The 25,819-nt window shown below is 43.9% G+C and carries 13 protein-coding genes; 2 read left to right on the top strand and 11 right to left on the bottom strand.

Going from position 1 to position 25,819, the window contains the following annotated elements; translation table 11 throughout:
* Nucleotides 1-26: 26 nt before the first annotated feature.
* The 10 genes from BSHG_RS15800 to BSHG_RS15840 all read right to left on the bottom strand — a co-directional run bounded on the left by BSHG_RS15800 (nt 27) and on the right by BSHG_RS15840 (nt 16,708).
* Nucleotides 27-2,312, bottom strand: a complete 2,286-nt coding sequence (locus BSHG_RS15800; protein WP_005784085.1) for a GH92 family glycosyl hydrolase — start codon at nt 2,310-2,312, stop codon at nt 27-29.
* Nucleotides 2,313-2,431: 119 nt separating this feature from the next.
* Complete coding sequence (locus tag BSHG_RS15805) at nt 2,432-4,912, bottom strand: glutaminase domain-containing protein (RefSeq protein WP_008658082.1); 2,481 nt, start codon at nt 4,910-4,912, stop codon at nt 2,432-2,434.
* 26 nt (nt 4,913-4,938) lie between these two features.
* Nucleotides 4,939-7,101: a hypothetical protein gene (locus BSHG_RS15810; RefSeq protein ID WP_008658080.1), complete on the bottom strand. Its 2,163-nt coding sequence runs from the start codon at nt 7,099-7,101 to the stop codon at nt 4,939-4,941.
* A gap of 28 nt (nt 7,102-7,129) precedes the next feature.
* Nucleotides 7,130-8,248, bottom strand: a complete 1,119-nt coding sequence (locus tag BSHG_RS15815) for a glycoside hydrolase family 76 protein (RefSeq protein WP_008658078.1) — start codon at nt 8,246-8,248, stop codon at nt 7,130-7,132.
* Between the two features lie 345 nt (nt 8,249-8,593).
* Nucleotides 8,594-8,824, bottom strand: coding sequence for a hypothetical protein (locus BSHG_RS23405; protein WP_032497438.1), 231 nt, complete (start codon nt 8,822-8,824; stop codon nt 8,594-8,596).
* A gap of 460 nt (nt 8,825-9,284) precedes the next feature.
* Entirely contained in the window at nt 9,285-10,262 is a 978-nt protein-coding gene (locus BSHG_RS15820) for a family 43 glycosylhydrolase (protein WP_005784076.1), read from the bottom strand.
* A 94-nt stretch (nt 10,263-10,356) separates the two neighbouring features.
* On the bottom strand, nt 10,357-10,785 hold the full coding sequence (locus BSHG_RS15825) for a hypothetical protein (RefSeq protein WP_008658076.1): 429 nt from the start codon (nt 10,783-10,785) through the stop codon (nt 10,357-10,359).
* 98 nt (nt 10,786-10,883) lie between these two features.
* A complete protein-coding gene (locus tag BSHG_RS15830) occupies nt 10,884-11,591 on the bottom strand; it encodes a DUF3823 domain-containing protein (protein WP_008658074.1) in 708 nt (235 codons plus the stop codon).
* A 19-nt stretch (nt 11,592-11,610) separates the two neighbouring features.
* On the bottom strand, nt 11,611-13,497 hold the full coding sequence (locus tag BSHG_RS15835) for a RagB/SusD family nutrient uptake outer membrane protein (RefSeq protein WP_008769234.1): 1,887 nt from the start codon (nt 13,495-13,497) through the stop codon (nt 11,611-11,613).
* Between the two features lie 7 nt (nt 13,498-13,504).
* The gene (locus tag BSHG_RS15840) at nt 13,505-16,708 is read right to left on the bottom strand and encodes a SusC/RagA family TonB-linked outer membrane protein (RefSeq protein WP_005784067.1); all 3,204 of its coding nucleotides are present in this window, start codon (nt 16,706-16,708) and stop codon (nt 13,505-13,507) included.
* Nucleotides 16,709-17,051: 343 nt separating this feature from the next.
* On the opposite strand from BSHG_RS15840, the gene BSHG_RS15845 reads away from it, so the two are divergent.
* On the top strand, nt 17,052-20,669 hold the full coding sequence (locus BSHG_RS15845; protein ID WP_008658071.1) for a glycoside hydrolase family 38 C-terminal domain-containing protein: 3,618 nt from the start codon (nt 17,052-17,054) through the stop codon (nt 20,667-20,669).
* Nucleotides 20,670-20,688: 19 nt separating this feature from the next.
* Complete coding sequence (locus tag BSHG_RS15850) at nt 20,689-23,157, top strand: Plug domain-containing protein (RefSeq protein ID WP_008658068.1); 2,469 nt, start codon at nt 20,689-20,691, stop codon at nt 23,155-23,157.
* 148 nt (nt 23,158-23,305) lie between these two features.
* Here BSHG_RS15850 and BSHG_RS15855 read toward each other — a convergent pair whose 3' ends face one another.
* Nucleotides 23,306-25,816 (bottom strand): glutaminase domain-containing protein, encoded by a 2,511-nt coding sequence (locus tag BSHG_RS15855; RefSeq protein ID WP_005784061.1) that lies wholly within the window; start codon nt 25,814-25,816, stop codon nt 23,306-23,308.
* Nucleotides 25,817-25,819 lie beyond the last annotated feature (3 nt).

Here is a 25,819-nt window from a genome sequence, read left to right as displayed (position 1 = left end):
ATTAAGTAATCTGTTTCTGTCCAGCCTCAACGTACCTCTTTAGAGAACGAATACGGGAAATCCGACTCGCGTACTCCACGCTGTTTGTTCGGAGTAGACGACATTTTCATCGTAATCTTCGCTCCGTTCATCAGTTCTTTATGTGTCAGGTAGTTGCGAGTCAATGTTTTACCGTTTACGGTCATTGACGCAATGTAACGGTTTTCATCGCTATTGCCCGGTGCGCTGATCTGCACGGTCTTGCCATTTTCCAGATGCAGCTTCATCTGTTTGAAGTACGGCGTACCCATCACGTACTGATCCGTTCCGGGGCAAACGGGATAGAATCCCATAGCAGAAAATACATACCATGCCGAAGTCTGTCCGTTATCTTCGTCACCGCAATAACCGTCGGGATTGGGTGTATAGAGTTTATCCATCACTTCACGAATCCAATGCTGTGCTTTCCACGGTTGTCCCGAGTAATTGTACAGATATAGCATGTGCTGGATGGGTTGGTTACCATGTGCATACTGTCCCATATTCATAATCTGCATTTCACGGATTTCGTGAATCACACCGCCGTAATAGCTGTCATCAAATACAGGAGGCAGGATAAAGACAGAATCCATCATCTGATTGAACCCTTGCTGTCCGCCCATCAGGTCGATCAGTCCCTGAGGATCATGGAATACAGACCAGGTATAGTGCCAACTGTTTCCTTCGGTGAAGGCATCGCCCCACTTCAGCGGATTGAACGGTGACTGAAATTGTCCGTCCTTATTCTTGCCACGCATCAGCTTATGCTCTTTATCGTACAGGTTCTTGTAGTTCATGGCACGCTGTGCATAAACGGCTATCTCCTCTTCAGGCTTGTTCAAGGCTTTACCCAACTGATAGATGCACCAGTCATCATAAGCATATTCCAGCGTACGGGCGGCATTTTCATTGATGCCTACATTATAAGGTACGTAGCCCAGTTGATTGTAATATTCATAACCGAGACGTCCGGTAGACGAAACCTGCGGATGAACAGCATTTGCACCGTGTTTCACAGCTTCCCAAAGAGTTTCTATATCGTAACCTTTCAATCCTTTCAGATAGGCATCAGCCACTACTGAAGCGGAATTGTTACCTACCATACAGCCCCTGTGCCCGGGACTTGCCCATTCGGGAAGGAATCCGCTTTCCTTGTAAGTATTTGCCAGTCCCTCCTGCATCTTTTCGTTCATCGAAGGATACATCAGGTTGAGGAATGGGAACAGACAGCGGAATGTATCCCAGAAACCGGTATCGGTAAACATATATCCCGGCAGCACTTTACCGTTGTAGGGACTGTAATGTACCGGTTTCCCTTTGGCATCCAGTTCGTAGAAGCTTCTTGGGAAAAGTACCGAACGATAGAGGCAAGAGTAGAATGTACGGAGATGATCGGTATTATCGTCTTCCACCTCAATACGTCCCAGAACCTTGTTCCATTCCTGGCGTCCTTTGGCTGCAACAGCTTCCAGATTGTCTTTACCCAGCTCTTTCAAGTTCTGTTCTGCCTGCTCGGGGCTGATAAAAGAAGAAGCCACTCGTACGTTGACCGTCTCTCCGCGACGTGTAGAGAACCCGATGATACCACCTGCATGTTTATCTTTCGATTCCAGCTCACCCGGACGGATGTTGCCGTTGGTAACTGCTGCGGTAAAAGTGAACGGTTTATCGAACACCAGTACAAAATAATTCTTAAAGTTCTCCGGCACTCCTCCACTGTTCTTGGTTGTGTAGCCGATGATCTTGTTCTCTTCCGGAATCACTTTCACATACGAACCGTTGTCGAAAGCATCTACCACTACATAAGAGTCTTTACTCTCAGGAAAAGTGAAACGAAACATCGCCGCACGGCTGGTCGGAGCAATTTCAGTCGTGACATCATGATCGGCCAGATATACTTTATAATAATACGGTTTGGCAACCTCAGCTTTATGCGAGAACCAGCTCGCACGTTGATCCTGATCGAACACGACCTTTCCCGTAACAGGCATAATGGCAAACTGCCCGTAGTCATTAATCCACGGGCTGGGCTGGTGAGTCTGCTTAAATCCCCTGATTTTATCGGCATCATAGGTATAAGCCCATCCATCCCCCATCTTCCCGGTTTGTGCCACCCAGAAGTTCATTCCCCAAGGCATGGCAATAGCCGGATATGTATTTCCGGTAGATAAAGCATGCTTTGACTGGGTACCGACCAGTGGACTTACATAATCCACCGGTTCTGTCGTACTCTTTGCAAAAGTGCAGAAAGCAGTACCCAATACGCCAACAAGTAATAGCGCTAATTTCTTCATGATATTAATAGTTTTAAATTCACCACAGATTACACGGACTAACACAGTTTTTTTAATCTTTAGTATCAATGGGAAAAATGATTAACCTGTGAAAATCCGTGTAACCTGTGGACAGAATCTTATTTTTTCAACTTCTTCTCAAGCATCTTGATATAGTATCCGCCTACTACCGAACGAGCTTGGAAACCTCTCTGGTTCGGACGATCGGTAAATACCCAGTCAGACATCGGCACGCGATCGGTCGTCTCGTTCATGAACAGATAAACCGGATCGATAAACTTCTCGAATGTAGCTTTGTCCGGTGCCAGTGTAGCAGTCCACATAATCCAGTCGGTCTTGGTATAAGTTTCACGGTTATCCAGCGGCAATCCATATTGATTCTGTTTGCCAAGATAGTAAGCTATCTCTTTCTGTGCAACTGTTTCAGGGAATATCTGCAGATTCATCAGTTTATCCCATACCAGATTGTATTTCTGGCTCCATGTTCCGGGCTTGTCAAAAGTCAGGCGGTAGTGATCGCCGTCGTCTGCCATCTTCACCCATTCGGCAGCCATTTCTTTGGCTTTCTGTGTATATTTCTCAGCCACTTCTTTCTTGCCCAGCTTATCGGCCAGATAGCCATAAGACGCTACACCCAGGATGGCTTTGATAGACAGGTTGGCGTTGTGTGCAAAGTGTCCGGCAAAGTCGTCTGTACAAAGTTGATTTTCCGGATCGAGTCCATATTGAGCCAGATAATCGGTCCAGGTTGTCAATACATCCCAGTGTTTCTGCGCATAGTCGGCATTTCCTTCGACAATGGCGATGGCTGCACTCAAGATCAGCATATTTCCCGATTCCTCGATCGGCATATCTCCACCGTATGTCTGGCCGTTAGCCAACGGATAAGTACCTACATCATGTGCAGCGAACGGCTTATTCCATTTTCCGCTTTCGCTATAATAGAAGATGTGGTTCATCAGACCTTTTGCCAATTCCGGATTGTATACCAGGAACAAAGGAGCAGAAGGATAAGTGATATCCACCGTACCGATCGAACCGTTGCTGAAGTTCTCTTTTGAGAGGAACAGCAGGTCTTTGTTGGGGGCTTCCACCAATTTGTGGGCAGCGATTGCCTGGCGATAAGCCAATGCACAGAGTTCGGCATACTTACGTCCGCCTACTTCAGTAGCTTCTTTCATCAGGTTAGCATCGAATGCAGCACATTTATCCATCACTGCATCATATTCCTTATCAGCTTTCGCAAACTGCGACTGAATGGTTTCGTTTCTATTGCGATTCCAGTACGGACGAAGATTTTCACCGAAATACTGAATAGAGTACAAGTCATCGTAACCCAGCAGCAAGTGTCCTTCCGCTTTCTTCGTTTCACCCAGTGAGCGAACCAGTGCCAGCTTGTCACTTCCATCGGTCTTGGATGATGTCAATTTTCCGTCGATGAAACTCTTTCTTAGGGTCTTTCCCTCTCCGGTAGCGCATGAACTGTTCTCCTTATCGGCAGCCATGTAGAAGTATCCCCAGTCAATGCGGACATCATCTCCCTTTTTACCCAATATTTCCTGGTTGCGGCTTCCCGTCTTGAGGTATAGCAAATTACCTTCTGTAAAGCTTTCGGCTACAGCTTCCTGATGAGGCTGGTCGAGTGCCCACTGCGGTCCTGCTTCGAAATACAGTTCTACGTTATGTTTATTTCCGTCATTCGAAGCCACTTCATAGGTAAGATAGCTCACCGGACGAGTCATCAAATCGAGATTATCCATAAAGAGAGGTGAAGTGAACGCAAGTTTCAAATCCACCGGTCCGCAAGTAAATTCGTAGTTGGTCTGCATAGCCTGCACGTCTACCGATTTCTGTATTGCTGTCTGAGTAAAGTTCTGTGTATTGTCCTTCTCTACCAACAGACCGCAATCGATCAGACCGTTGGCAACACGGTTGTTACAGTAAATTGCAATCAGGTTCTCTCCCTGTTTCAGTGCGGCCACAGCCTCTTCCGGCAGTTTGGCAAGCATATGTTTTTTAGCCGAGTTACCGGTATCCACCACCTTCACGCCATTCACATAGATGATGGCGTCATCGTCGTGAGAATATTCCAGATATACATTTTTACCTTGCAGGTTGTCTTTAATATCCGCTTTACGGCGTATCCAGATATACTCTTCTCCCCACTGGGTCCTGGCTGTACTTTCATTTTCCATGGTACCGAAAGCACCTTCTCCTTCTTTCCATGCCGCATCATTAAAGTCGGCATTCTGCCAGCCGTCAGCCGGTTTCTTTGTTGTATACTTAGCTGTCCATCTGCCTTGTTCCGAGGTCTTAACCAGCGGAAGCAGCTCAAGTTCTTCCGTTCCCATGAAACGGTAAATCTGTCCGTCTACCTTGGCAACACCCAAGAACGGGAAGTCCTTACCGGTCCAGTGTTTCACCGGTCCGTCATACAGATTATCCGTAAACGACCAGGCACTGGTGTAAGGGTCAATCATCACCAACGGATAGGCCGGTGCACGCATCTCACTTTTTTCACTCTTGACGTCCTGCGGTGTCCCACAACTGCTCAGCATGGCAGCTGCACCCAAGAACAGAGTCGATAGTTTAAGCTTCATAACTTCAGATTCTTTTTTTATAGTTTTTACCATTCAATATCTACTTGCACGCCGGCGGGGTCGTTCTCGAACTTCAAGAGCAGGGTACGCGAACGCTCTTCCCACAATTTCTCCGGCTGAGGTTCTTCTTTCCCGTTCACGCAAACCCGTATCGGCTGTTTAGGAAGCAATATCCTCGAAGCGTTAGTCGTATGCAACGGACTCTTGGCTACAAACGAATAACTTCGTTTTCCTGCCTTTTCATCGTATATCCTGGAAGCACCGCAAAGCACTTTCGCCTTTGCCCGTCCCGAAATCCGTTTGACATTATATAAGTAACCTTGTTCGCCCGGACGAATCACCTTATGTGTCAATACCGGAAGATCTTTATCAAACAGGTCGATATACACCCCCGAAAGTTCCATCGGAGCATCCGACACACTTTCGTCCAATACGGCAGCAATGGTATATGGTCCCCGTTCGAGCAGGAAACTGTTTTTCAGTTCTACTTCTTTCCCGGCACTCTTTCTGTAAGCAGCCGAAACCGCATCGAAATATTGCCGGTCATTTCCGCTTTTCAGCACAAAGTGTTTCGGATCTTCACGTATAACGGTCACCATACCTTTTCCACAAGGGTAAGTTCCGGCAGCAGGTACTCTGTCCAGTCCCAGTTTCTCGAACAAATGTTCCGAAGGAGCCTTATATTGATTTCCGTTGGAATTCCACCATTCAAGCACCGACTGATAAGGATCGATATCTTCGCCGCAATAGATCAGCGCTCCGCCTTTTCTCACCCAGTCTGCCAAAAAATCATGATATCGGGATTCCATCGGTTTCATGTTCGAATAAGACATTACAAGCACCTTCAGCCCCTTGAATGTGTCTCCGAACGGAGTATTCTCCATGTGTACCAACTCCACCGGTATTCCTCTTTTCAATAACGGCAGGGTCTGTCCATAGAAACTACTGAATTGCGGATCATCATAGCCATCATGATCGGGGAAACGCTGAAACATCAGCGAGTTTGCCATCAGTACCCCGATGCCGTGCGTACCGCTCACCTGAGTTTCCGAAGTCCGTATGTCGTTCAGCGTATTCACCATAATCTGCATCTGTGTGGAGTAGTCACGCGGAATACGTTCTTTCCGGTCTGTTCCCGCTACTTGGTACAGCCCCTGATAAATACGGTCCGGCCAAGGCATCACTTCGTATGTGTCTACCGCCGGATACATCAGTTGGGCGGCAAAAGTAGCCTGGTAATTTATTTTATAATCGAGCCAGTCTTTCGCCCGGTCCTCGATGGGGTCGGTCAGGAAGTACATCTTGCGGTTTAACGGGGCTGTCATCGATTTCATACATCCATATTCAAGAAAAGCATTCTCAAATACCCGTTCTTTCTTCACTCCGTCATAATAGTTCGGTTCGCGGGCGGTTCCCGTCCAGACCTGCGCGATATACCCATCCACACAATCCAGCGAAGCCAGGCTCGCTTCGGGACTTACGATCTGCCACGATGTATAGTTGACAAGTGAATGTGTAGGCACAAAGCATTTCACATCCAGTCCTTTCGATTTGCCGTACGTTTTGGCATACGTGAATATCTGATTAAGCGCGTTGTAGTACAGATAATATTTCAGTTTATTCGATAAGTATGTATTCTCAGGAGATTCATGTTGAGCTCTCCACGGGAATCCATAATATTTTTGCCATTCGGATTTGAAGGCTTCACTGTATCCGCCCCGCATCCAGAATTCCGGTTCTTCCAGATAAATAGAAGTAATGCCCGCATCGATCACCCGTTTGATCTGCTTCTCCTGCATGTAACGGATGAAACTCTCAGTAGGCACAATATAGGGAATCAAGTGCCCGTGCGCAATCTCCCGCCCCTCGCGGTCGCGCTGGCCCTCTTTGAGGTGATCTTTCACCCCATCCCATTTTCCAAGAAAATAATCCTGATAATCTCCCCAGGCTACCCCTGTCATAAACTCGGCCCGGTACCCTTTGTCTCTCCACGATTGAATGCGTTGCTCAAAAGTAACGCCTTTCTTATCCAGCGTTCCGTATACCATCACGGCATCGGCACGCACATCTGTTTCCGGTTTCCACGACTCTGCTGTCTGGAAATTCGTTTTTGTGCCTGTGGCGGTTTGAGAATAGACGCCGCCACAGGCCAAAAACAAACCAATCAAAACTAATACCCTCTTACTCATGTGTTTGTGTTGTCACGTGTTTGTGTTGTTATTTGAATGGAGAAATCACTTGCATCAGTGCGGGACATCCGCTGGCATCATAGCTTTCCATCACACCTGTCGGGCAGGGTTTGGCTGCATCCTTGAATGTCACATTACGGTTTACATCCCGGTTGTTCCACGCCACGTCTATGTTGTGACGAAGCCAGTCCATATATTGGGGCTGATTGCCATCTTCTATCAGGCGAATGATGTACTGTGCAAAAATGGCAGCATAAATTCCCTGTTCCACTCCATTTTTGAATGGAAGCAATCCATCGGCATCACACATCTCGTTGCGGACGTAGTCGGCAGCCAGAACGGCATCGTCCAGATAAGCTTTCTCGCCGGTTGCTTTGTACAGCATCACGGCCGAACCGATAAATGTAGCCTGATTATAAAGTTGGGGTGTCCAGTCTATGTCCATACCGTTCTGTCTCTGGAAATGATAGTGCATATTGTCTGCTATGCGGCCTTTCTCCTTGTCGAAAAAGACATCCCTCGACCATGCATATACACTTTTTGCCTTTTCCAGATAATCGGGATCTTTGGTTACATTATAAAGAGTCATGGCCCCCACCGTAGTCGGATAGTTGATGCAAGCCATCTTGCCATCGTGCTTGAAGTTCCACCACAGCCCCCCCCTTTCTTTATCATACGACTCTTTCCAGACATGGTAGAACCCCGAAGAGGCATGTGCCAGGTATTTCGGGTCATTCGTGATTTCGTAAGCACGTGCCAGCGAAATAATCCACCACATCATATCATCATAAATAAACCATTCGATTTTATTGTCCCAATTGTATTTATCGTATTGTTCGTATCCTCCCTGATACACCTCTTCTATCAACCGGCGATATTTAGGAGCCTTCGTACGTTTATACGCGTTCATAATCATATCCCAATAGATAGCCTGCACCCAGATGGCAGCTCTTCCTTTCATATCCGAAGATATGGCATACAACTTCATATCCGGATTATAAAAAGTAGAATGAAAAGCATCCATCGCCGTCGTTGCGTCTTTCTTTGTAAAATGCTTCTGGTTTCCGTCTGCGGGCTGATGTGCCCATGCCATTGCATTGGGAAGAAGTAATAAGATAGCTACTATGGTCAGTACTTTGTTTTTCATGTTTTTGCCTCAGATTTTAAATTTTCATGTTACAAAGATTGGGGAAATATTGGAGAAAGGAGGATAATTATTATTCAATAAATAGCAAAAACTGACCAAAAACGGGGGATAAACCGGTTACTATCAATAATGGAACATATGTAACAGGCTTTTGACCGGAATTTGTCCATTCCATCCGTAAGGTCAGGAAACATACGGTAATATTAAAAGAATTCATTTGTGGTTCTCACGACTGAGGATGTGGCATCATTCACCACAGAGCCACACAGAGTTCCACAGAATCTTCCGAAACCGGACGTCTCTCATACGAAAAATGGTTCTTCTTCAAATTTAGTGGTCAATTCTTTATTTTTTTATTTTCAAGTTGATAATTGTCCTTTTTGCTTGCTTTAATAAGAAAAAACAGACACTGGCTGAATAAGATAACTCAAGTTTCGGAAGTGAGTTTACGCCGTCTGAACCGGTATCTTCATCCTTATACCTTTTTTCAATTAACATTGTTAACGCCTTTTGCAGGTTGGCAGGTTCTTGTGCGCAAATAACAAGTCTTTTGCATTTAAAGAACTTCTTATTCACATCCAAAGAACAAGCTTTAACTCTGTGTTAAAACAAAGCTTTTGAGGACAGAAATCTTACTTCTTAAAGATATTGATTTTCAGATGGTTTAGTCTAAGATTAGCTTCTTCACCTCACGGATGGACTCTTCGGGAGAAAGCCGGGATACCTGCTTTTTTGTCAACTATAAAAGAGGGCTTACACGTCCGAAAACTGAATTAGATTCCATGAGTAAAAGAAAACTTACCACCAAATTTGAAGAAGAACCATTTTGTTTTTCTCTATTAATTAGTTGGAAATAGTGCAATCTTTACTTCGTCCTGTATACCCGGGCCCATGAGTCCGGGTGCCTGTGCCCATGAATCCACGTACTCGGGCACGGCAGCCCAGGTACGCGGGACAAGATAAAGATTACGGAATAAGACGTAATATACAGGTATCCATACCATTAGAAGTAGGTAGCATACTGATGTTTACTCCCTTATTTGTGCCGGATAACAGGTGCTTTTGCTTGCAACGACGGTGTATCACCCTCTACAACAGGCCACCCTTTTTTCCAGTTTACACGGTCGAGCATCAACACTCTTCCTTCAGGATTGGCCACACTGACAGCGTGATAAAACACCCAATCCGCTCCTTTATCATCTGTTACGATCTCCGAGTTGTGCCCGGGACCCACGAATGCTTCATTTTTATCAATCAGCACTTCATGATGATTCTCCAGCATCGATTCCCCTTTTTTATCTACATAAGGGCCAAATAAGTATTTCGACCGCCCCACCACTGTGGTATACGTACTCTTTAATCCTTCACAGCAACGACCGATAGAGGCAAACAAATAGTAATAGCCTCCCCGTTTGTGAATATAAGTTCCTTCATAGGCTGTGCCTGCCACCTGCTGTGGTTTCATTCCTTCTTTCAGGGAGAGCCCGTCATCACTTAGTTCTGCTCCATAAATGCCATGAAAGCTTCCCCAAAAAAGGTATTTCTTACCACCATCTTCTATATAGAAAGGATCGATACAATTCTGAATCCCTATTTCATTGCTCCGGAACAGTTTTCCATGATCGGTAAAAGGTCCCTCAGGTTTATCTGCCGTAGCCACACCAATCCCGCAGGTCCACTCTCCACCCCAAACAGACATGGAGTAATACATCACATACCGATCACCGATTTTATTTATATCCGGTGCCCAAAGATTTCCTTTCGGCTCAAATGTAGGGCGGGTTTCATTGGTAAAAGCAGTACCCACAAAGCTCCAGTTTACCATATCTTTCGATCGGTGAATAGGAAGATTTCTGATATTTTCCGTTGCGTACAGGTAATAATAACCATCATCTGCCTTGATAACCGTAGGGTCGGGAAGGCTGTAATTAATAACGGGGTTGGAATACTGCTGTGCAATGGAAGGAACACAGAAAGAAAAAACAGTAAAAAGGGAAAATAAAAGTTTCTTCATGCTGAATATATAAATTAAGAAAAGTCCCCTTATTCAGGATCTTCGAAATGTGATCCAAATTAAGGGGAACTTTTGATTTTAACAAAGTATTAATTTATTTTTCTCTGATATAATAATACCGAGTTTCATATTTAGTCGTAGAACTACTACTAGCACTTTCATTATAACTAGTACTTATAGTAAAACGATTTGCTTTAATTTCTTCGGTTATTATCTCCCCAGTCCAACTATCTGCTGTATACCACAATCTATAAGAATCAGAATTATCTCCATGACAGAATATCTCTACTCTTCCACCACGCTTTGTCTTAATTCTCAAAACTTTCCCAGTAGGGTCCAATAATTCTATTTCTTCAAATAAACCGGAACCACTCTGAGAACCAATCTCCAAATAATATTCGGTAGTAGCCACTTTATTCACACTACTTACCTCGATTTGTTCATTATTCGACGTATTAGCCATCACGTTTGTCATACCTAAAGATACTAATACTACTGCAGTTATAAAAAATTTCTTGTTCATGATAACATAAAATTTAAGGGTTATTAATGAGTTTGTTGAAAAAGAAAAAGGTATCAGGAAAGCCCGATACCCTTTTCCCTATTAAACATTGATATGAATTATTTCAGTCGGATTACTTTAGAGTAAATACCCTGATCAGAGCCTTTAGGCCAGATGCAAATACGACCGAACAATGTGCCTCTTTTCAAAGCAGTTTGGAACATACTATTATCCGTATAGTCTCTTGTGGCAAAAGTGTATAATTTACCTGTTTCATCGTAAGCATCCAAATTATCAGTTTCATCATAACGGTCTACATTATGTTCTGCATCATTCACAAACTGAGTAGTACTTAACATGAAAAATACCCGGTCAATTCCTCCACCTGCAACTTTTTCTACTTTAAAAGATGCATTTACCTTATTACCTTCTAAGGTCATCTGTGCATCTCTTACCAGATAATAAGGAGTAACTTCAACATCCTGCACTGTATTGCCAGCAACAGTTACATTGATAGTATCACGCCCTTCAGAAGTCCAAGGGCCATTTCCACTCTTTGTTATCATCTGATACTCGCCATTAAACAAACTAGCAGAATATATACCATCCTGATTAACATATACATTAATAGGATCGTGTTTAGCATAACCATGTTGATAAAGCTGTAATTGTACAGCTTCATTGCCACGAAGTTGCAATGCTTCACCATTATACATCACACGACCTGTCAACATTGACTCAGGAGCATCGTAGTTGTCTTTCATACAACTGGTAAACATCATCGCTCCTAACAGCAATACTGAAAAAATCTTTGATATTGTTTTCATTGTCTCTTCTAATTTTAGATTATTGATACGGGTTTTTAACCAATTTCGGATTATTATTAATCCAGCCATTGTCGATTTCTGAATAATACTGAACATCAGTACACTTCAGCGGTTTACGCCATAAATCTAATGTCTGCATATTCTTTTCTACAAATACCCATTTACCATTATTAGCATCCCCATCTGCAACTACGCGGTAAGGCCATAAGCCAAGACGCTGTGCTGTACGATCATTTTCATTTCCAGTCCAAATATTATCAGCTTCCATCCAACGTTTCAAATCCCACCAACGATGACCTTCGAATGCAAATTCCACTTGATACTCATGCATAATTTTCTGGTGATCGATAGAAGTTAAAGGCTGAATACCGGCACGTTCACGAACAGCATTGATATATTTCAAAGCTTCTACATCGCTGTTGTTACGACTCAGTTCCCAAGAAGCCTCAGCAGCAATCAAGTAAGCTTCCGAAATGCGGAAATATACATTCCACATAGCTGATTTTGTACCTTGAGTACCGGCCAAAGGAGTTTTATCCAGATATTTACGAACGAAGAATCCTGTACGGTTAATTTCACGTTCATTACCTCCGAACGGACCATTATTGGCAGTAATCAATCGTCCTTGGGCATCCGTTTCATTTCTACGACCTGTTCTTTCTATCCATTGACCATTTACTTTGTTCAGTTGTCCAGCCTGTAATTCTATTAATTTTCCATCAAAAGTGGAGCCCGGTAAAAGAACTGTAGCCGCCAAACGTGGATCACGGTCTGCAAACAAATCCATCGGATCATCAAAGAATTTAGGATCATCTAATGTACCTATATCAAACTTTGCAGCTTTACCACGTTCTGATTCCGTTGCATCTGTTGATTCATAAGCCTCAACCAAATTCAATAATACAGACATTCTATCACTGCCAGTATCTTGTTCGATACTTTTAGGTAAGCAATTCTTTGTAAATTCATGACCATAGCCAGGAGTAGCGTAGTCTCGTGTCCAAATAACTTCAGTATTACCACTTTTCTCACAAACTGCTTTAAAGAAGTTATCAGCCAAAGCTTCTGAAGTTTTATCAGCAGCTAACATCAATCTATATGGAGAAGCCGTACCATCTGCAGCTCCTTCGATAACCTCCTTTGCAGCAGCTAAAGCTGTACGATAGTAGCCTTCTGCTTTATCTGCGGGTATACCTACTTCACCACCAGCAGTCCTCAATTGAGGATGTTCGGCCACCGTATTGTATGTAGCTAATGACGCTGCCGTAATTGCTACACGCGCTTCCAACATTTTTGCTACCCAATAGTTTGCACGAGAATTGTTTTTATTAGTCTGCTTACTCATCATAGCAGCCGCTTCCTGACACTCCTTAATAATGTAGTCATAAGTTTCAGCTTCAGTAGAGCGGGGAACCTGAATTGTAGTAATATCCATACCACCGGTATAGTCAAATACATCATCTCCTACAATTGGAATACCACCTAACCCACGGGCAATACAAAAATAAGTCCAAGCACGAATATAGCGAACTTCGCCTTCATACAGTCTCTTGGTCTCTTCATCTACAGCAGTAGATCCTTTAATACCTTGTAGGAATTGATTCAGATTACGAATCAGTGTATAGTCATAAGGGCGCCATTTATTTCTATCAATATTCTCATCACTATTGTTATCATAATGAATAGCCTCATCCAGCATAAAATAATCTTCTACTGCTTCATTACGTTGGCCAAAAGTGATACGGCCATAAAAGTTAGCCAGAACAGATTTTACCAACGCCGGGTCAGCATACACCTGATCTTGTGTCATAATGTCGTTTGGCTTCGTATCCAGAAAGCCATTACAGCTACTCAACGATAATACTCCTGCAGCAGCAAGAGCCATTAAAAAATATCTGTTTTTCATTGTTTACTTAAAATTTGAGATTAATACCTAAGTTAACCACACGCATCGTCGGATAGTCCAAACCATTTGAATTGATGCACTCCGGATCCATAAAAGGTATATTACTGATAGAGAACAGGTTGGTTCCAGACACATACAAACGCAAATTACTGATACCAGCTTTCGCAACAATCCGTTTGGGTAAAGTATAACCAAACTCCAGATTACGCAGCTTAATATATTTCACATTATGCAGCCAGAATGTACTCTTATCATAAGCACTTGTTTCTTCATTATTCAAACGAATTAACGGATATTTTCCAGGAATCAACTGGCTGTCCGCATCCCAGATATCTGCCAGATGCCAAGCATCTTTAAATACCTCATCCGGACTGTTACCATCATTCTGGAACGGACGAGCCGTTTCATATTGCTGTTGCCATGATGTCATACCCGAACCCGTCCAGTCCATTGCCAAATCAAAACCTTTCCAGCTTGCCGACAAATTAATACCAAAGTTGAGTGTAGGAGTACTATCACTACGGTAACCGATTGGACGCTCATCCATATAGTTTATTACACCATCACCGTTGACATCCTTATACATAATATCACCCGGAACAACTGTCTTGTTTCCTTTTCTATCGTTATCTATCGGATAAGTAGCAATCTGTTCCCAACTTGTAAAACGGCCAACAGCTTCATATCCCCAATTTACATAACCAACACGATGCCAAATACTGTTACGATAAACATCCCAAGAGTTGCTATGACGTGTATCATATTGTTCCCAATCCCAGAAACGTGAATAAGTCATATTAGCACCAACGCTATAATTAAAATCACTAACATGATCGGTCCAGTTTACCATTGCATCAAAACCAACATGTTTGTCCGATCTCAAATTTTCTTTTGGTAAAGAGAAACCTGCTTCATTTGGAATCAACACGTCATAACGAGATTCAGGAATTCCATCGCGAATACGCTGGAAGAAGTCTACCTGAGCATTCAGACGGTTATTAAAGAAGCCCATATCTACACCAATATCCAGGATCTTAGATTCCATCCATGATAAAGTTTTATTAGGTAAACCACGAGTCTCAGTTCCAACAACCCAATCGCCATCCAATACGGCACCACCGTTATTGTATTTATAACCAGGCAGGTAATCGAACGCAGTATAATCACTCACATTATCATCTCCAACCACACCGTATGAACCACGTATCTTCAAATTAGAAAACACGTTGGCAATCTTACTTTCTTTCCAGAAATTTTCTTCAGAAATTCTCCATCCTAAAGAGGCAGAAGGGAAGAATCCCCAACGATTTTCCGGTTTAAATTTCCAAGAACCATCCCAACGACCAATTAATTCGATCAGATAACGATCAGCAAAACTATAATTGATACGTCCTAACCATCCCATACGAGCTTCCGTATTGTTACCAGTATCATTATACTCCACAATCTCCTTAAAACGAATCAGATCCATACCGTTGGCAACCGGAACTGAATGTACCCATGATTTGGGGCGCTTACGTTGTGTAGCCTCAAAAGAAGCAACAGCATTGATAGAATGATTACCAAACCTACGATCAAAGTTCAACTGGAAATTAGCAAATTGATCCTCTACCTTCTCACGATTACGTTCGCGATAAGGATTATCCATAGCAGCCGTTTCATAATACTCACCCGTTTTTTCATTGTATCCATACAATTTGAATGTGTATTCCTGATTATCCAGTTCATTATAAGCATAATAATAGCCCAACATACCTTTAGCCTTCAATCCTTTCAATATCTCATATTCAGCAGTTGTTTGCATTTGAATAACACGCCATACATCGGATACCTTACCACTGGTGTCATAATTTAAAAGAGCAAAATTTGTCTCTTTCTGGTCAGAAACAAGTTGTGGGTATAAAGGATTGTCGTTGGCATACGGACGCTTTGTCGGCTGATTCTTCATAGTTGCAAAACGAGGCAACCATGTATCATCTCCTCCAGGAACACCCGGATGGTGACGATCTTCAATACGTCCATTCATCGTAGCACCAATCTTGAAACGATCAGAAATATTCATATCAATATTCATCTGGGCATTTGTACGTCTGAATCCACCGTAACCACGTACAGTCGCTTCTTGATCGATATGAGAAACTGCTACATAATAATTAGCCTTATCGGTACCTCCTGAAAGATTCGCACTAATATATGATTGAGGAGCAGTAATCCAAATATAGTCGCTCCAATCAAAACCCTGGTAGTTTTTCTCAGTACCGGCCATCCATTTTGCATATTCCTCTTTGTTGTACCTGCGATCATTGTCCGCCTTTTTAGCCCAAGTTTCTGCAGAGACATAAGCGTTCACATAATCTTTAGTCTTAGCTGGCTGAACATAACGTGAATTATGCTGCCAACCATAGTAAGCATTAATAGATACGGAATTCTTCGAATTACGCTGTCCTTTCTTTGATGTAACCACTACTACACCATTGGCAGCGCGCACACCATAAATTGCAGCAGAGGCATCTTTCAATATAGAGATAGATTCTATATCGTTAAAGTCCATGTGATTAAACTGTCCATCATCAGATACAACACCGTCAATTACATACAATGGAGCACCCATATTACGTATCTGTAGTTGTGTAGAAGCACCCGGACGTCCATCATTCTGACGGGTATTGATACCTGCTATTTTACCAACCAATGCACCTGATGCTGTTGTTGCATTGGAACGTTCAATGTCAGTAGAAGCAATTGCAGCAACGGCACCCGTCAGTGTTGCCTTTTTCTGTGACATACCGAAACCGGTAATAACGACTTCATCGAGTACTTTTGTGTCTTCCTTTAGAATTACTTTAACTGTGTTTGATGCGCCTACGTTTACTTTTTGTGTTGTGTAACCAATAAATGAGATTTCAAGTGTAGCTTTAGGGCCGACACTCAGCGAGAATTCACCGTTCATATCGGTGATGGTACCAGTTGTACTCCCCGGCTCTTTTACGTTAGCACCAATTACCGCTTCGCCATTGGCGTCGATAACTATACCCTTTACGGTCCGTTGTTGTTGAACGGAGTTCACTGCCAATACAGTTTCTGTTGCCGGGTTTTCGGCGCTAGCGAAACTGTAGGCACTTGGCAAAAGCGAAAAGGCAGCCATACAAAGTGGTATGCGCCACATTCTGCTACGACTTGCGAGCCAAAACATTTGTTCTTTTTTACGCATAGTACATAAATTTAAAAAACAGGTTCTATAAATCTTTAATGTATAAAAGCATCGTTATGGAAATAATCCTCGGAATATAAGACGGGATGTATTTCATAGTATAGCTCTTACGGTTTCGAAACATTGCAAAGGAAAGTTATTTTTAACTAATAAGACGATAATTTTCGTTCAATAAACAACAAAATCTGTTCTTTTCAACATTTCAATCCCCCTCACAGAGCCCTAAAAGCACATCTGAACAGATTCTGCTATTTATTGAACAGTATTTTTCATCTCCTTTCTGCGAATTTGGTCACCTTTGTATAATTCCTCATTTATTAATTAAATAATGTATTAAGCAAACATGAAATTACACATTGCTATGCTGGCAGCTACCCTGCTGTTATCCGGAGGAGACTCGTACGCCCAAGGGAACAAACAGGAGAAAAAGGCGAAAGCCTACATGGTAGCAGATGCCCATCTGGACACTCAGTGGAACTGGGATGTACAGACTACCATTAAAGAGTATGTATGGAACACGATCAACCAGAACCTGTTTCTGCTGAAAAAGTATCCGAACTATGTATTCAACTTTGAAGGCGGAGTGAAATATGCCTGGATGAAGGAGTACTATCCCGCACAATACGAAGAAATGAAGAAGTACATCGGGGAAGGCCGCTGGCACATTTCCGGAAGTAGCTGGGACGCAACGGACGCTCTGGTACCTTCGACTGAATCGTTCATCCGCAATATTATGCTGGGACAACAGTATTACAGACAAGAATTCGGAGTGGAAAGCACGGACATCTTCCTGCCCGACTGTTTCGGATTTGGTTGGACACTGCCTACTATCGCTTCGCACTGCGGCCTGATTGGTTTCTCTTCACAAAAACTGGACTGGCGTGTGCATCCGTTCTATGGTAAGAGCAAGCATCCGTTTACAATCGGCTTGTGGAAAGGAATAGACGGATCGTCTATCATGCTGGCACATGGATATGATTATGGCAGAAGATGGAACGACGAAGACCTTTCAGAAAACGAACAACTGAAAGAACTGGCAGGCCGTACACCTCTTAATACAGTATACAGATATTACGGTACAGGCGATATCGGCGGATCACCGACACTGGCCTCTGTCCGTTCAGTGGAAAAAGGACTTCGCGGAAACGGTCCGGTAGAAATTGTCAGTGCAACCAGCGACCAGCTTTACAAAGATTACCTTCCTTATAAGAATCATCCGGAATTACCGGTATTCGACGGTGAACTGTTGATGGATGTTCACGGTACAGGATGCTACACCTCACAGGCTGCCATGAAATTGTACAACCGCCAGAACGAATTACTGGGAGACGCGGCCGAAAGAGCTGCCGTAACTGCCGAATGGCTGAATCAGGCCAAATATCCGGGAAGCACCATCAATGAAGCATGGAAACGCTTCATTTATCATCAGTTCCACGATGACCTGACAGGAACCAGTATACCGCGTGCCTATGAATTTTCATGGAACGATGAACTGATCTCACTGAAACAGTTCTCCAATGTACTGACTTCTTCCATTCATGGTATCGGCAGGGAATTGGATACACGGGTCAGCGGTATTCCGGTAATCCTTTATAATGCACTCGGATTTACGGTTACAGATATTGCGGAAATAGAACTTGACCTTCCAAAAGCCCCCAAAGGGATAACGGTGTACGATGAAAAGGGCAAAAAAGTATCGGCTCAGCTCATTTCTTGTACCGACGGAAAAGCACGCATCCTGGTAGAAGCAACAGTTCCGGCTACAGGATATGTGGTATATGACGTACGCACATCAGGAACCGGTGCAAGCAACATCTCGACGAACGTCAATACCTTGGAAAACTCTCTGTACAAGATTACATTGGATAAAAATGGAGATATCGTCTCTCTGACTGACAAAAAGAACGGCAAAGAGCTGGTGAAAGCCGGGAAAGCAATCCGCCTGGCACTCTTCACTCAGAACAAGTCATACAATTGGCCGGCATGGGAAGTGTTGAAAGAGACAACCGACCGTACTCCGGTTTCGATTACGGATGACGTGAAAATAACTTTGGTTGAAGACGGAACTTTACGTAAATCGCTTTGTGTCGAGAAACGTCACGGAGAATCTGTCTTCCGTCAATACATACGTCTGTATGAAGGTAGCCGTGCAGAACGCATCGACTTCTATAACGAAATAGACTGGCAATCGACCAACGCATTGTTAAAAGCCGAATTCCCGCTCAATATTGAAAACGAAAAGGCTACGTACGACTTGGGTATCGGCAGCATACAACGTGGCAACAATACCGAAACAGCTTACGAAGTATATGCACAATATTGGGCCGACCTGACCGATCGTGACGGAAGTTATGGTGTATCGGTGATGAACGACAGCAAATATGGATGGGACAAGCCGGATAACCATACGATCCGCCTCACCCTGCTCCACACACCGGAAACACGCGGAGGTTACGCATATCAGGATCATCAGGATCTCGGTCATCATACCTTCACTTACAGCCTGATACCACATCAGGGAGCCTTGGATAAACCCGCCACTGTAGAGAAAGCCGAAAAGCTGAACCAGCAACTGAAAGCCTTCCGTACGGAAAAACACAAAGGAAATGCCGGAAAATCGTTCTCGTTTGTCGCTTCGGACAACCGCAATGTATTGATCAAGGCACTGAAGAAAGCGGAAGAAACCGATGAGTATGTAGTACGCGTATACGAAACCGAAGGCCGGAAAGCACAGAGAGCCACACTGACCTTTGCAGGGGAAATCATCAGTGCCAGCGAAGCCAACGGTACGGAAAAGACAATCGGCAATGCAACTTTCGAAGGAAACAAGTTGCAGGTAAACATCACTCCTTATTCTGTAAGAACTTACAAAGTACGCCTCAAACCATCGGGACGTGAGGCGTCTCCGATCGAATATGCCGCTTTACCGCTTGACTACGACCGCAAATGTGCTTCTTATAATGAATTCCGTGGAGAAGGCGATTTCGAATCGGGCTATTCTTTTGCAGCCGAACTTCTGCCGGACTCACTGATAGCCGGTCAGATCACTTTCCGTTTGGGAGAAAAAGAGATTGCGAACGGAATGACTTGTGAAGGTGATACCTTGCAACTGCCTGCGGGAAACAAATACAACCGTCTCTATATCCTCGCCGCCTCTACCGAAGGAGACAATCAGGCCGACTTCCGCATTGGCAAGCAGACCGCTTCATTCGTTGTACCTTCTTATACCGGCTTCATCGGCCAATGGGGACATAAAGGACACACCAAAGGATATCTGAAAGATGCTGAGATTGCCTATGTAGGTACACACCGCCATGCATCCAACGGTGATCAGCCTTATGAATTCACTTATATGTTCAAATTTGGTATGGATATTCCGAAGGGAGCTACCAGCGTAATCTTGCCCCGAAATGAGAAAGTGGTTTTGTTTGCTGCTACTCTGGTTGCCGAAAATGAACCGGCTACAACCGTTGCCGGCACTCTTTTCCGCACCAATAACGTAGGTAATGCAGCTACTGCCGGAAATGATGAAGAAGCAGTACGCGAAAATATCCTGAAAAGAGCTAAAATCATTGCTTGCTCCGGATATACCAACGACGAAGAAAAACCGGACTTCCTGCTGGATGGTAAAACGGATACAAAGTGGTGTGACGTTTCGCAGACTCCGAACTACGTAGACTTCGATCTGGGTGAAGCACAAAACATCAGTGGTTGGAAGATGGTGAACGCCGGACAGGAAAGTCACTCATACATCACCAATGGTTGCTTCCTGCAAGGTAAAATGAACCCGGGCGATGAATGGACGACTCTGGATGCTATCGACGGTAACCATGCAAATGTCGTTTCACGTCCGCTGAACTATGACGGAAAGGTACGTTACATCCGTCTGCTTGTGACTCGTCCTACACAGAGCACCGGAGGCAGAGATACACGTATCTACGAACTGGAAGTTTATAAATAAACAGAAAACTGTAAATTCAATGACAATAGTGGCTGATAGTTGGAATACTGTCAGTCACTATTATCTTTTTTCACTACCTTTGTTCATTATGAAAACACATTCAGCATTAACTATTCTTTGTCTATTATGCACCATCCATTGCATAGCAACTCCACAAAAAGCCGTAAGCGATACTCTTTTGTCAGCCCGGTTCAACCGGTATGCCCGTGAAAATCCGATAGAGAAATTATATCTGCATCAAGACCGTACCAACTATTATGCCGGAGAAACCATTTGGTTTAAAGTGTATCAAACACTCTCTTCCTCAGCAACCGAAGCCAGCAGGATTGTATACATAGATCTGTCAAATAGTAAAGGAGATATTGTAAAACAAGTCAAGTATCCTTTGGCAGACGGAGCAGCCTCCGGTAGCTTTTCGATCCCAGAACATCTACACGCCGGCCATTATCAACTTCGTGCCTATACCCGATGGATGCAGAATTTTGATCCGGAGTTTTTCTTCCATCGTGAACTAACGATTTATGGAGATTCAGAAAAAGACAACATTCCCCAGCAGACAACAAAATTTAAACTGAGATTCTTCCCGGAAGGAGGAAATCTAATCAATGGACTCACCTCCCGAATAGCATTCGAAGTAGTGGATGCCAACACCGGAAAAGGGGTTCAAACAGAAGGGGTCATACTGAATGCCCATGGAGACAGTATCCGTAAATTTGCTACCAGTCACTTGGGCAAAGGAAGTTTCTTTTTCATCCCACAGAAAAAAGAAAAATACATTGCCCGTCTGGCAGGAGATAACACAGACTTTAAAATACCTTCGATAAGCGAGCAGGGGTTTGTAATCACTGTTAAACACCTGAAAGAAGCATTACGTATCTTATTGACTCAAAAGATTGGCCCTTCAACCAAAAACTCGGTTTATTCACTTATCCTCCATCAAGAAGGACGGTTGATTGCCATACTACCCGTCGATGGTTCGCAACCGCGTACACTTTTCGATTTGCCTTTAGATAAACTTCCTACGGGCGTCTTCACACTAACCCTGATCGATGAAGACTATCATGCCTATTGTGAAAGGCTGGTATTTACTCACTTTCCCGAAACACTCAACCTAAAACTTTCATCTACTATTTCGGTACAAGAAGGACATCGAAAAATGTCGGTGAATATCCGTAGTACTGATAAGAAAGGAATTCCCCAACCGGGTTCTTTCTCGCTGGCAGTTGCACAAACTTTTTTAGAGCAACCAACGATCCGTGACAACTTCAGTACCTACTTATTTCTTAGTAGCAACCTGAAAGGGCAAACGGAACAACCATTAAGCTACTGGAATCCGGAAGATACTGAAAGCCTGTCTAAAATAGAACTGCTATTGCTGACACAAGGATGGCGACGCTACTCACTTGAAGTTTTCAACCAGCCCGACAATCTCCCCCGATATCCTATGGAACAATCTCTCATCCTATCAGGAAAAGTGGAAAATATAAATAAACAGAAGGCTAAATCTGTTGAACTTCAGGCTATCCTACGTCAAGATTCACTCAAACAATTTATTACCTGTCCGTTGGATGGACAAAAACGTTTCAGCCTATCGGGAATCTCTTTTGAAGGAACAAAGGAAGTCATGCTCTCAGCCACCGACAAGAATGGGAAAACCTATCCGATCAAACTTGATGATTCCATTCCGGTTCCATCGGTGAAATATATGCCTTCTCCTTTTGCACCTGATAGTTCTTTTCATGTACAATGGGATATTACCAAGTCCTACATCCCCCAAAAGGAGATTGACAAACAGCTATTCGAATTAGGAGAAGTGAAAGTAACCGCACGAAAAAAAGATCCGATTGAAAAGCGGCGTCCTTATAGTGAAGGATTCGTGAAAACAAGTACTCAAGTGAAAGCAAGCAACAGTTTTGGAGATGTCCGTCAATTACTGAGAACAGTGCCCGGCATCACCATGGTTCCTAATCCGGATAAAACAAAGAGTAACTTACAGTATGCCCACATCAACGGACTTCCCGGAGGAACAGTAGCTGTCTTGGTACTGGATGGGTATATTGCCAAAGATCCTGAAGTTGTATATAGCATGGAGGCATCCAGAATCGAACGGGTAGAAGTCCTGCAACAGACGTCCACTCAGTTCGGAGGATTTAGCAGTTATGGAGGCACTATCGTATTATATAGCCGTCCGATACAAGGAGAAGTTATAGCAACGAATAATAAAATCTGCCAGTGGATAGGTTATAACCAGACAAAAGAATTTTATACTCCTACTCTTTCCGATCATTCATTCTTCGAACATTCGGAACAAAGAAATACACTGTACTGGAATCCTACAGTAAAAACCGACAAGGAAGGTAGAGCACAAGTATCCTTCTTTCTAAACGATCAGGAGGACGGAGAATACGTGATTCATTGTGAAGGCTACTCGGAAGAGGGATTGATTGGTACGGACTTCCGGGTTACAGAGGTGCCGGAACACCCTTGACAGCCACTTCATGCTTAAACCGACACTAACTTAAGTAGAACAGGCAGGTAACATAACATCTCTTGGAAAGAAAAAAGGGTTGTATCCAAGCAAAACAAGCTTTTGATACAACCCTTGATAATAAACCCTAATTATATACCGGTTCTTATTACTTCTGCATTTTATCCATTAATACCTTCATCCAATAACCACCGATCACGGAACGTGCCTTGAAACCGACAAACTTACCGCTATCGGTATGATGCCAGTCGCTCAGCGGAACACGTGATACGGTTTCATTAGCATACTTATATACCGGAGAAATAAATTTCTCGAAAGTAGCCTTATCAGAAGACATGGCAGCAGTCCACATAATCCAGTCGGATTTAGTATATTCCTTGCGGGAATCCAACGGAAGTCCATAAGGGTTTTGCAGTTTGGTCTGATAATAAGAAATTTCTTTCTCAATCACATTATTGGGGAAAAGGTTCAGATTCCACATCTTGTCCCAAACCATATTGTACTTCTGGCTCCAGGTATTCTCACGGTCGAATGCCAGACGATAATGATCACCCTCACGAGCCATTTGTTCCCATTTGGTAGCCATTGCTTTGGCTTTGGCAGCATATCGGTCGGCTACATCATCCATACCGAGCATACGGGCCATTTCACTGTAGGCAGCTACACCCATGATCGCTTTTACCGAAAGGTTGGCGTTATGTGCCCAGTGTCCGGCAAAGTCATCAGTACAGAGTTGGTTCTCGGGATCTTGTCCGTATTCCGCCAGATAATCAGTCCAAATGGTCAGTAAATCCCAATACTTCTTAGCATAGTCGGCGTTACCTTCTACCTTGGCAATAGCAGCAGCCAGGACTACCATATTTCCGCCTTCTTCAATCGGCATGTCACCACCGTATACCTGTCCGTTAGCAATAGGATAAGTTCCCAGGTCGTGAGCCGGGAAAGGCTTGTTCCAACGTCCGCTGGCACTATATTCAAAGATACTGGTCATCATGCCTTTCTGCAATTCGGGGTTATAAGCCAGGAAGAGCGGAGCAGACGGATAAGTCAGGTCGACAGTATTGATACAACCGTTACTATTGTTCTCTTTAGAGAAGAAGAGCAAGTTACCATCCGCATCCTTGAACAGCTTATGGGCGGCAATCACCTGACGGTAAGCCAATGCACACAGTTCAGAGTATTCTTTGCCACCTGCTTTTTCTGCATCGTTCAGAATCATTTCGTCGTAAGCACGGCAACGTTCCATGACAGACGCATAGTTTGCTTTGGCACGCTCAAAGGCATCGAAGATGCTTACCTTACCATCATGCTTCCAGTAGGCCATACGAGGTTGATAGAAGTATTCGATAGCATAAATATCATCGTAACCCAACATCAGGAAGCCGGATTTGCCATCGGTACCTACTTCACCCAGATCGTCAGTATAGGCCATAGCCGGCATCTGGTCGGCACGACGGGTCACGCACTCGGCTTGTGTAGGCAACAAAGAACCCTTGGTAGCAAACTCGTTCTTCATACCATAATAGTTACCCAGGCTGACAGCTGTATTGGCACCTATATTTCCTGCCAGATAAGCATATCCCCAATCAATACAGATACCGTCTCCTTTTCGTGCGAGGATAGGCTGGTCGATAGTCCCTGCCTGTACATAATTGATACCGTTACGGCGGATCACTTTCGAACGGGTAGGTTGCGTCAGTTCATTGATGGCAAGCTGCGGAGTGGTCTCCACATACATCTGCACATCATGTTGCTTTTTGTCCAGCGAACGAACGCGGTAAGAAATATAATTAACGGGAGTAGACAACAAATCGAGGTCGTCCATCATCAAAGGTGCGGTAAACACCAGGTCCAGTTCCACCGGACCGCAAGTAAACGTGTAGTAAGTTTGTGTGGGGAGTACGCTTACCGATTTCTGGACGGCTGCCGTCTCAAAACCTGTCGTCTGTTTGTTCAGACGATAAAGGCCGAAATCTACATAAGCACCTCCTGTTGTGTTGTGACAGTGTGCGGCAAGTACGTTTTTTCCTTTTTGCAGCTTCTTCTTGGCTGCATCCGATAGTTCGAGTAATACGTCGTTGTTCCATGAATAGTCTGTAGCAACCAGCTTTTCACCATTCAGGTAGAGTTCGAATACATCGTCGTGCGAATATTTCAGATAGATGGTTTCTCCGTTCATATCATCGTTAATCTGGAAATCGCGGCGAACCCAGATGTCCGGAGTAGTCCAGCGAGTATGGACACGAGGCATATCGGGAGTACCGAAAGCACCTTGTCCCTCTTTCCATCCGGCAGCATTGAACGAAAGGGCGTTCCATCCCGCAGCCGGCTCATCGAAAGTATAACTCCCCTGCCAGGTATCGGTATCGGTCATGGGTACAAGGGTTTCAAGATTCAATTTATCTTTCCCCATAAAGCGGTAAGTCTTCCCGTCTACACGGATAGCACCCAACAAAGGATGTTCCGTTCCGGTCCAGTGCATAGTGCTGCTTTCGTTCAGCGCATCTGTGGGCGACCAGATGGACAGATAGGGGTCGGAAGTGATGAGAGGCACCGCCGGCGCACGCAAAGCAACATTTCTACTTGCCTTATACAGGTCGGCTGCCTGCGCATTGCACAGCATACCGACTGCTAAAGCCATTGTGAATAGTTTTTTCATTAT

This window comes from Bacteroides sp. 3_2_5 (assembly GCF_000159855.2).
Taxonomy (GTDB): domain Bacteria; phylum Bacteroidota; class Bacteroidia; order Bacteroidales; family Bacteroidaceae; genus Bacteroides; species Bacteroides fragilis.
Note: the sequence above shows the minus strand (reverse complement) of the source record. Positions and strands in the feature narration are given on the sequence as shown.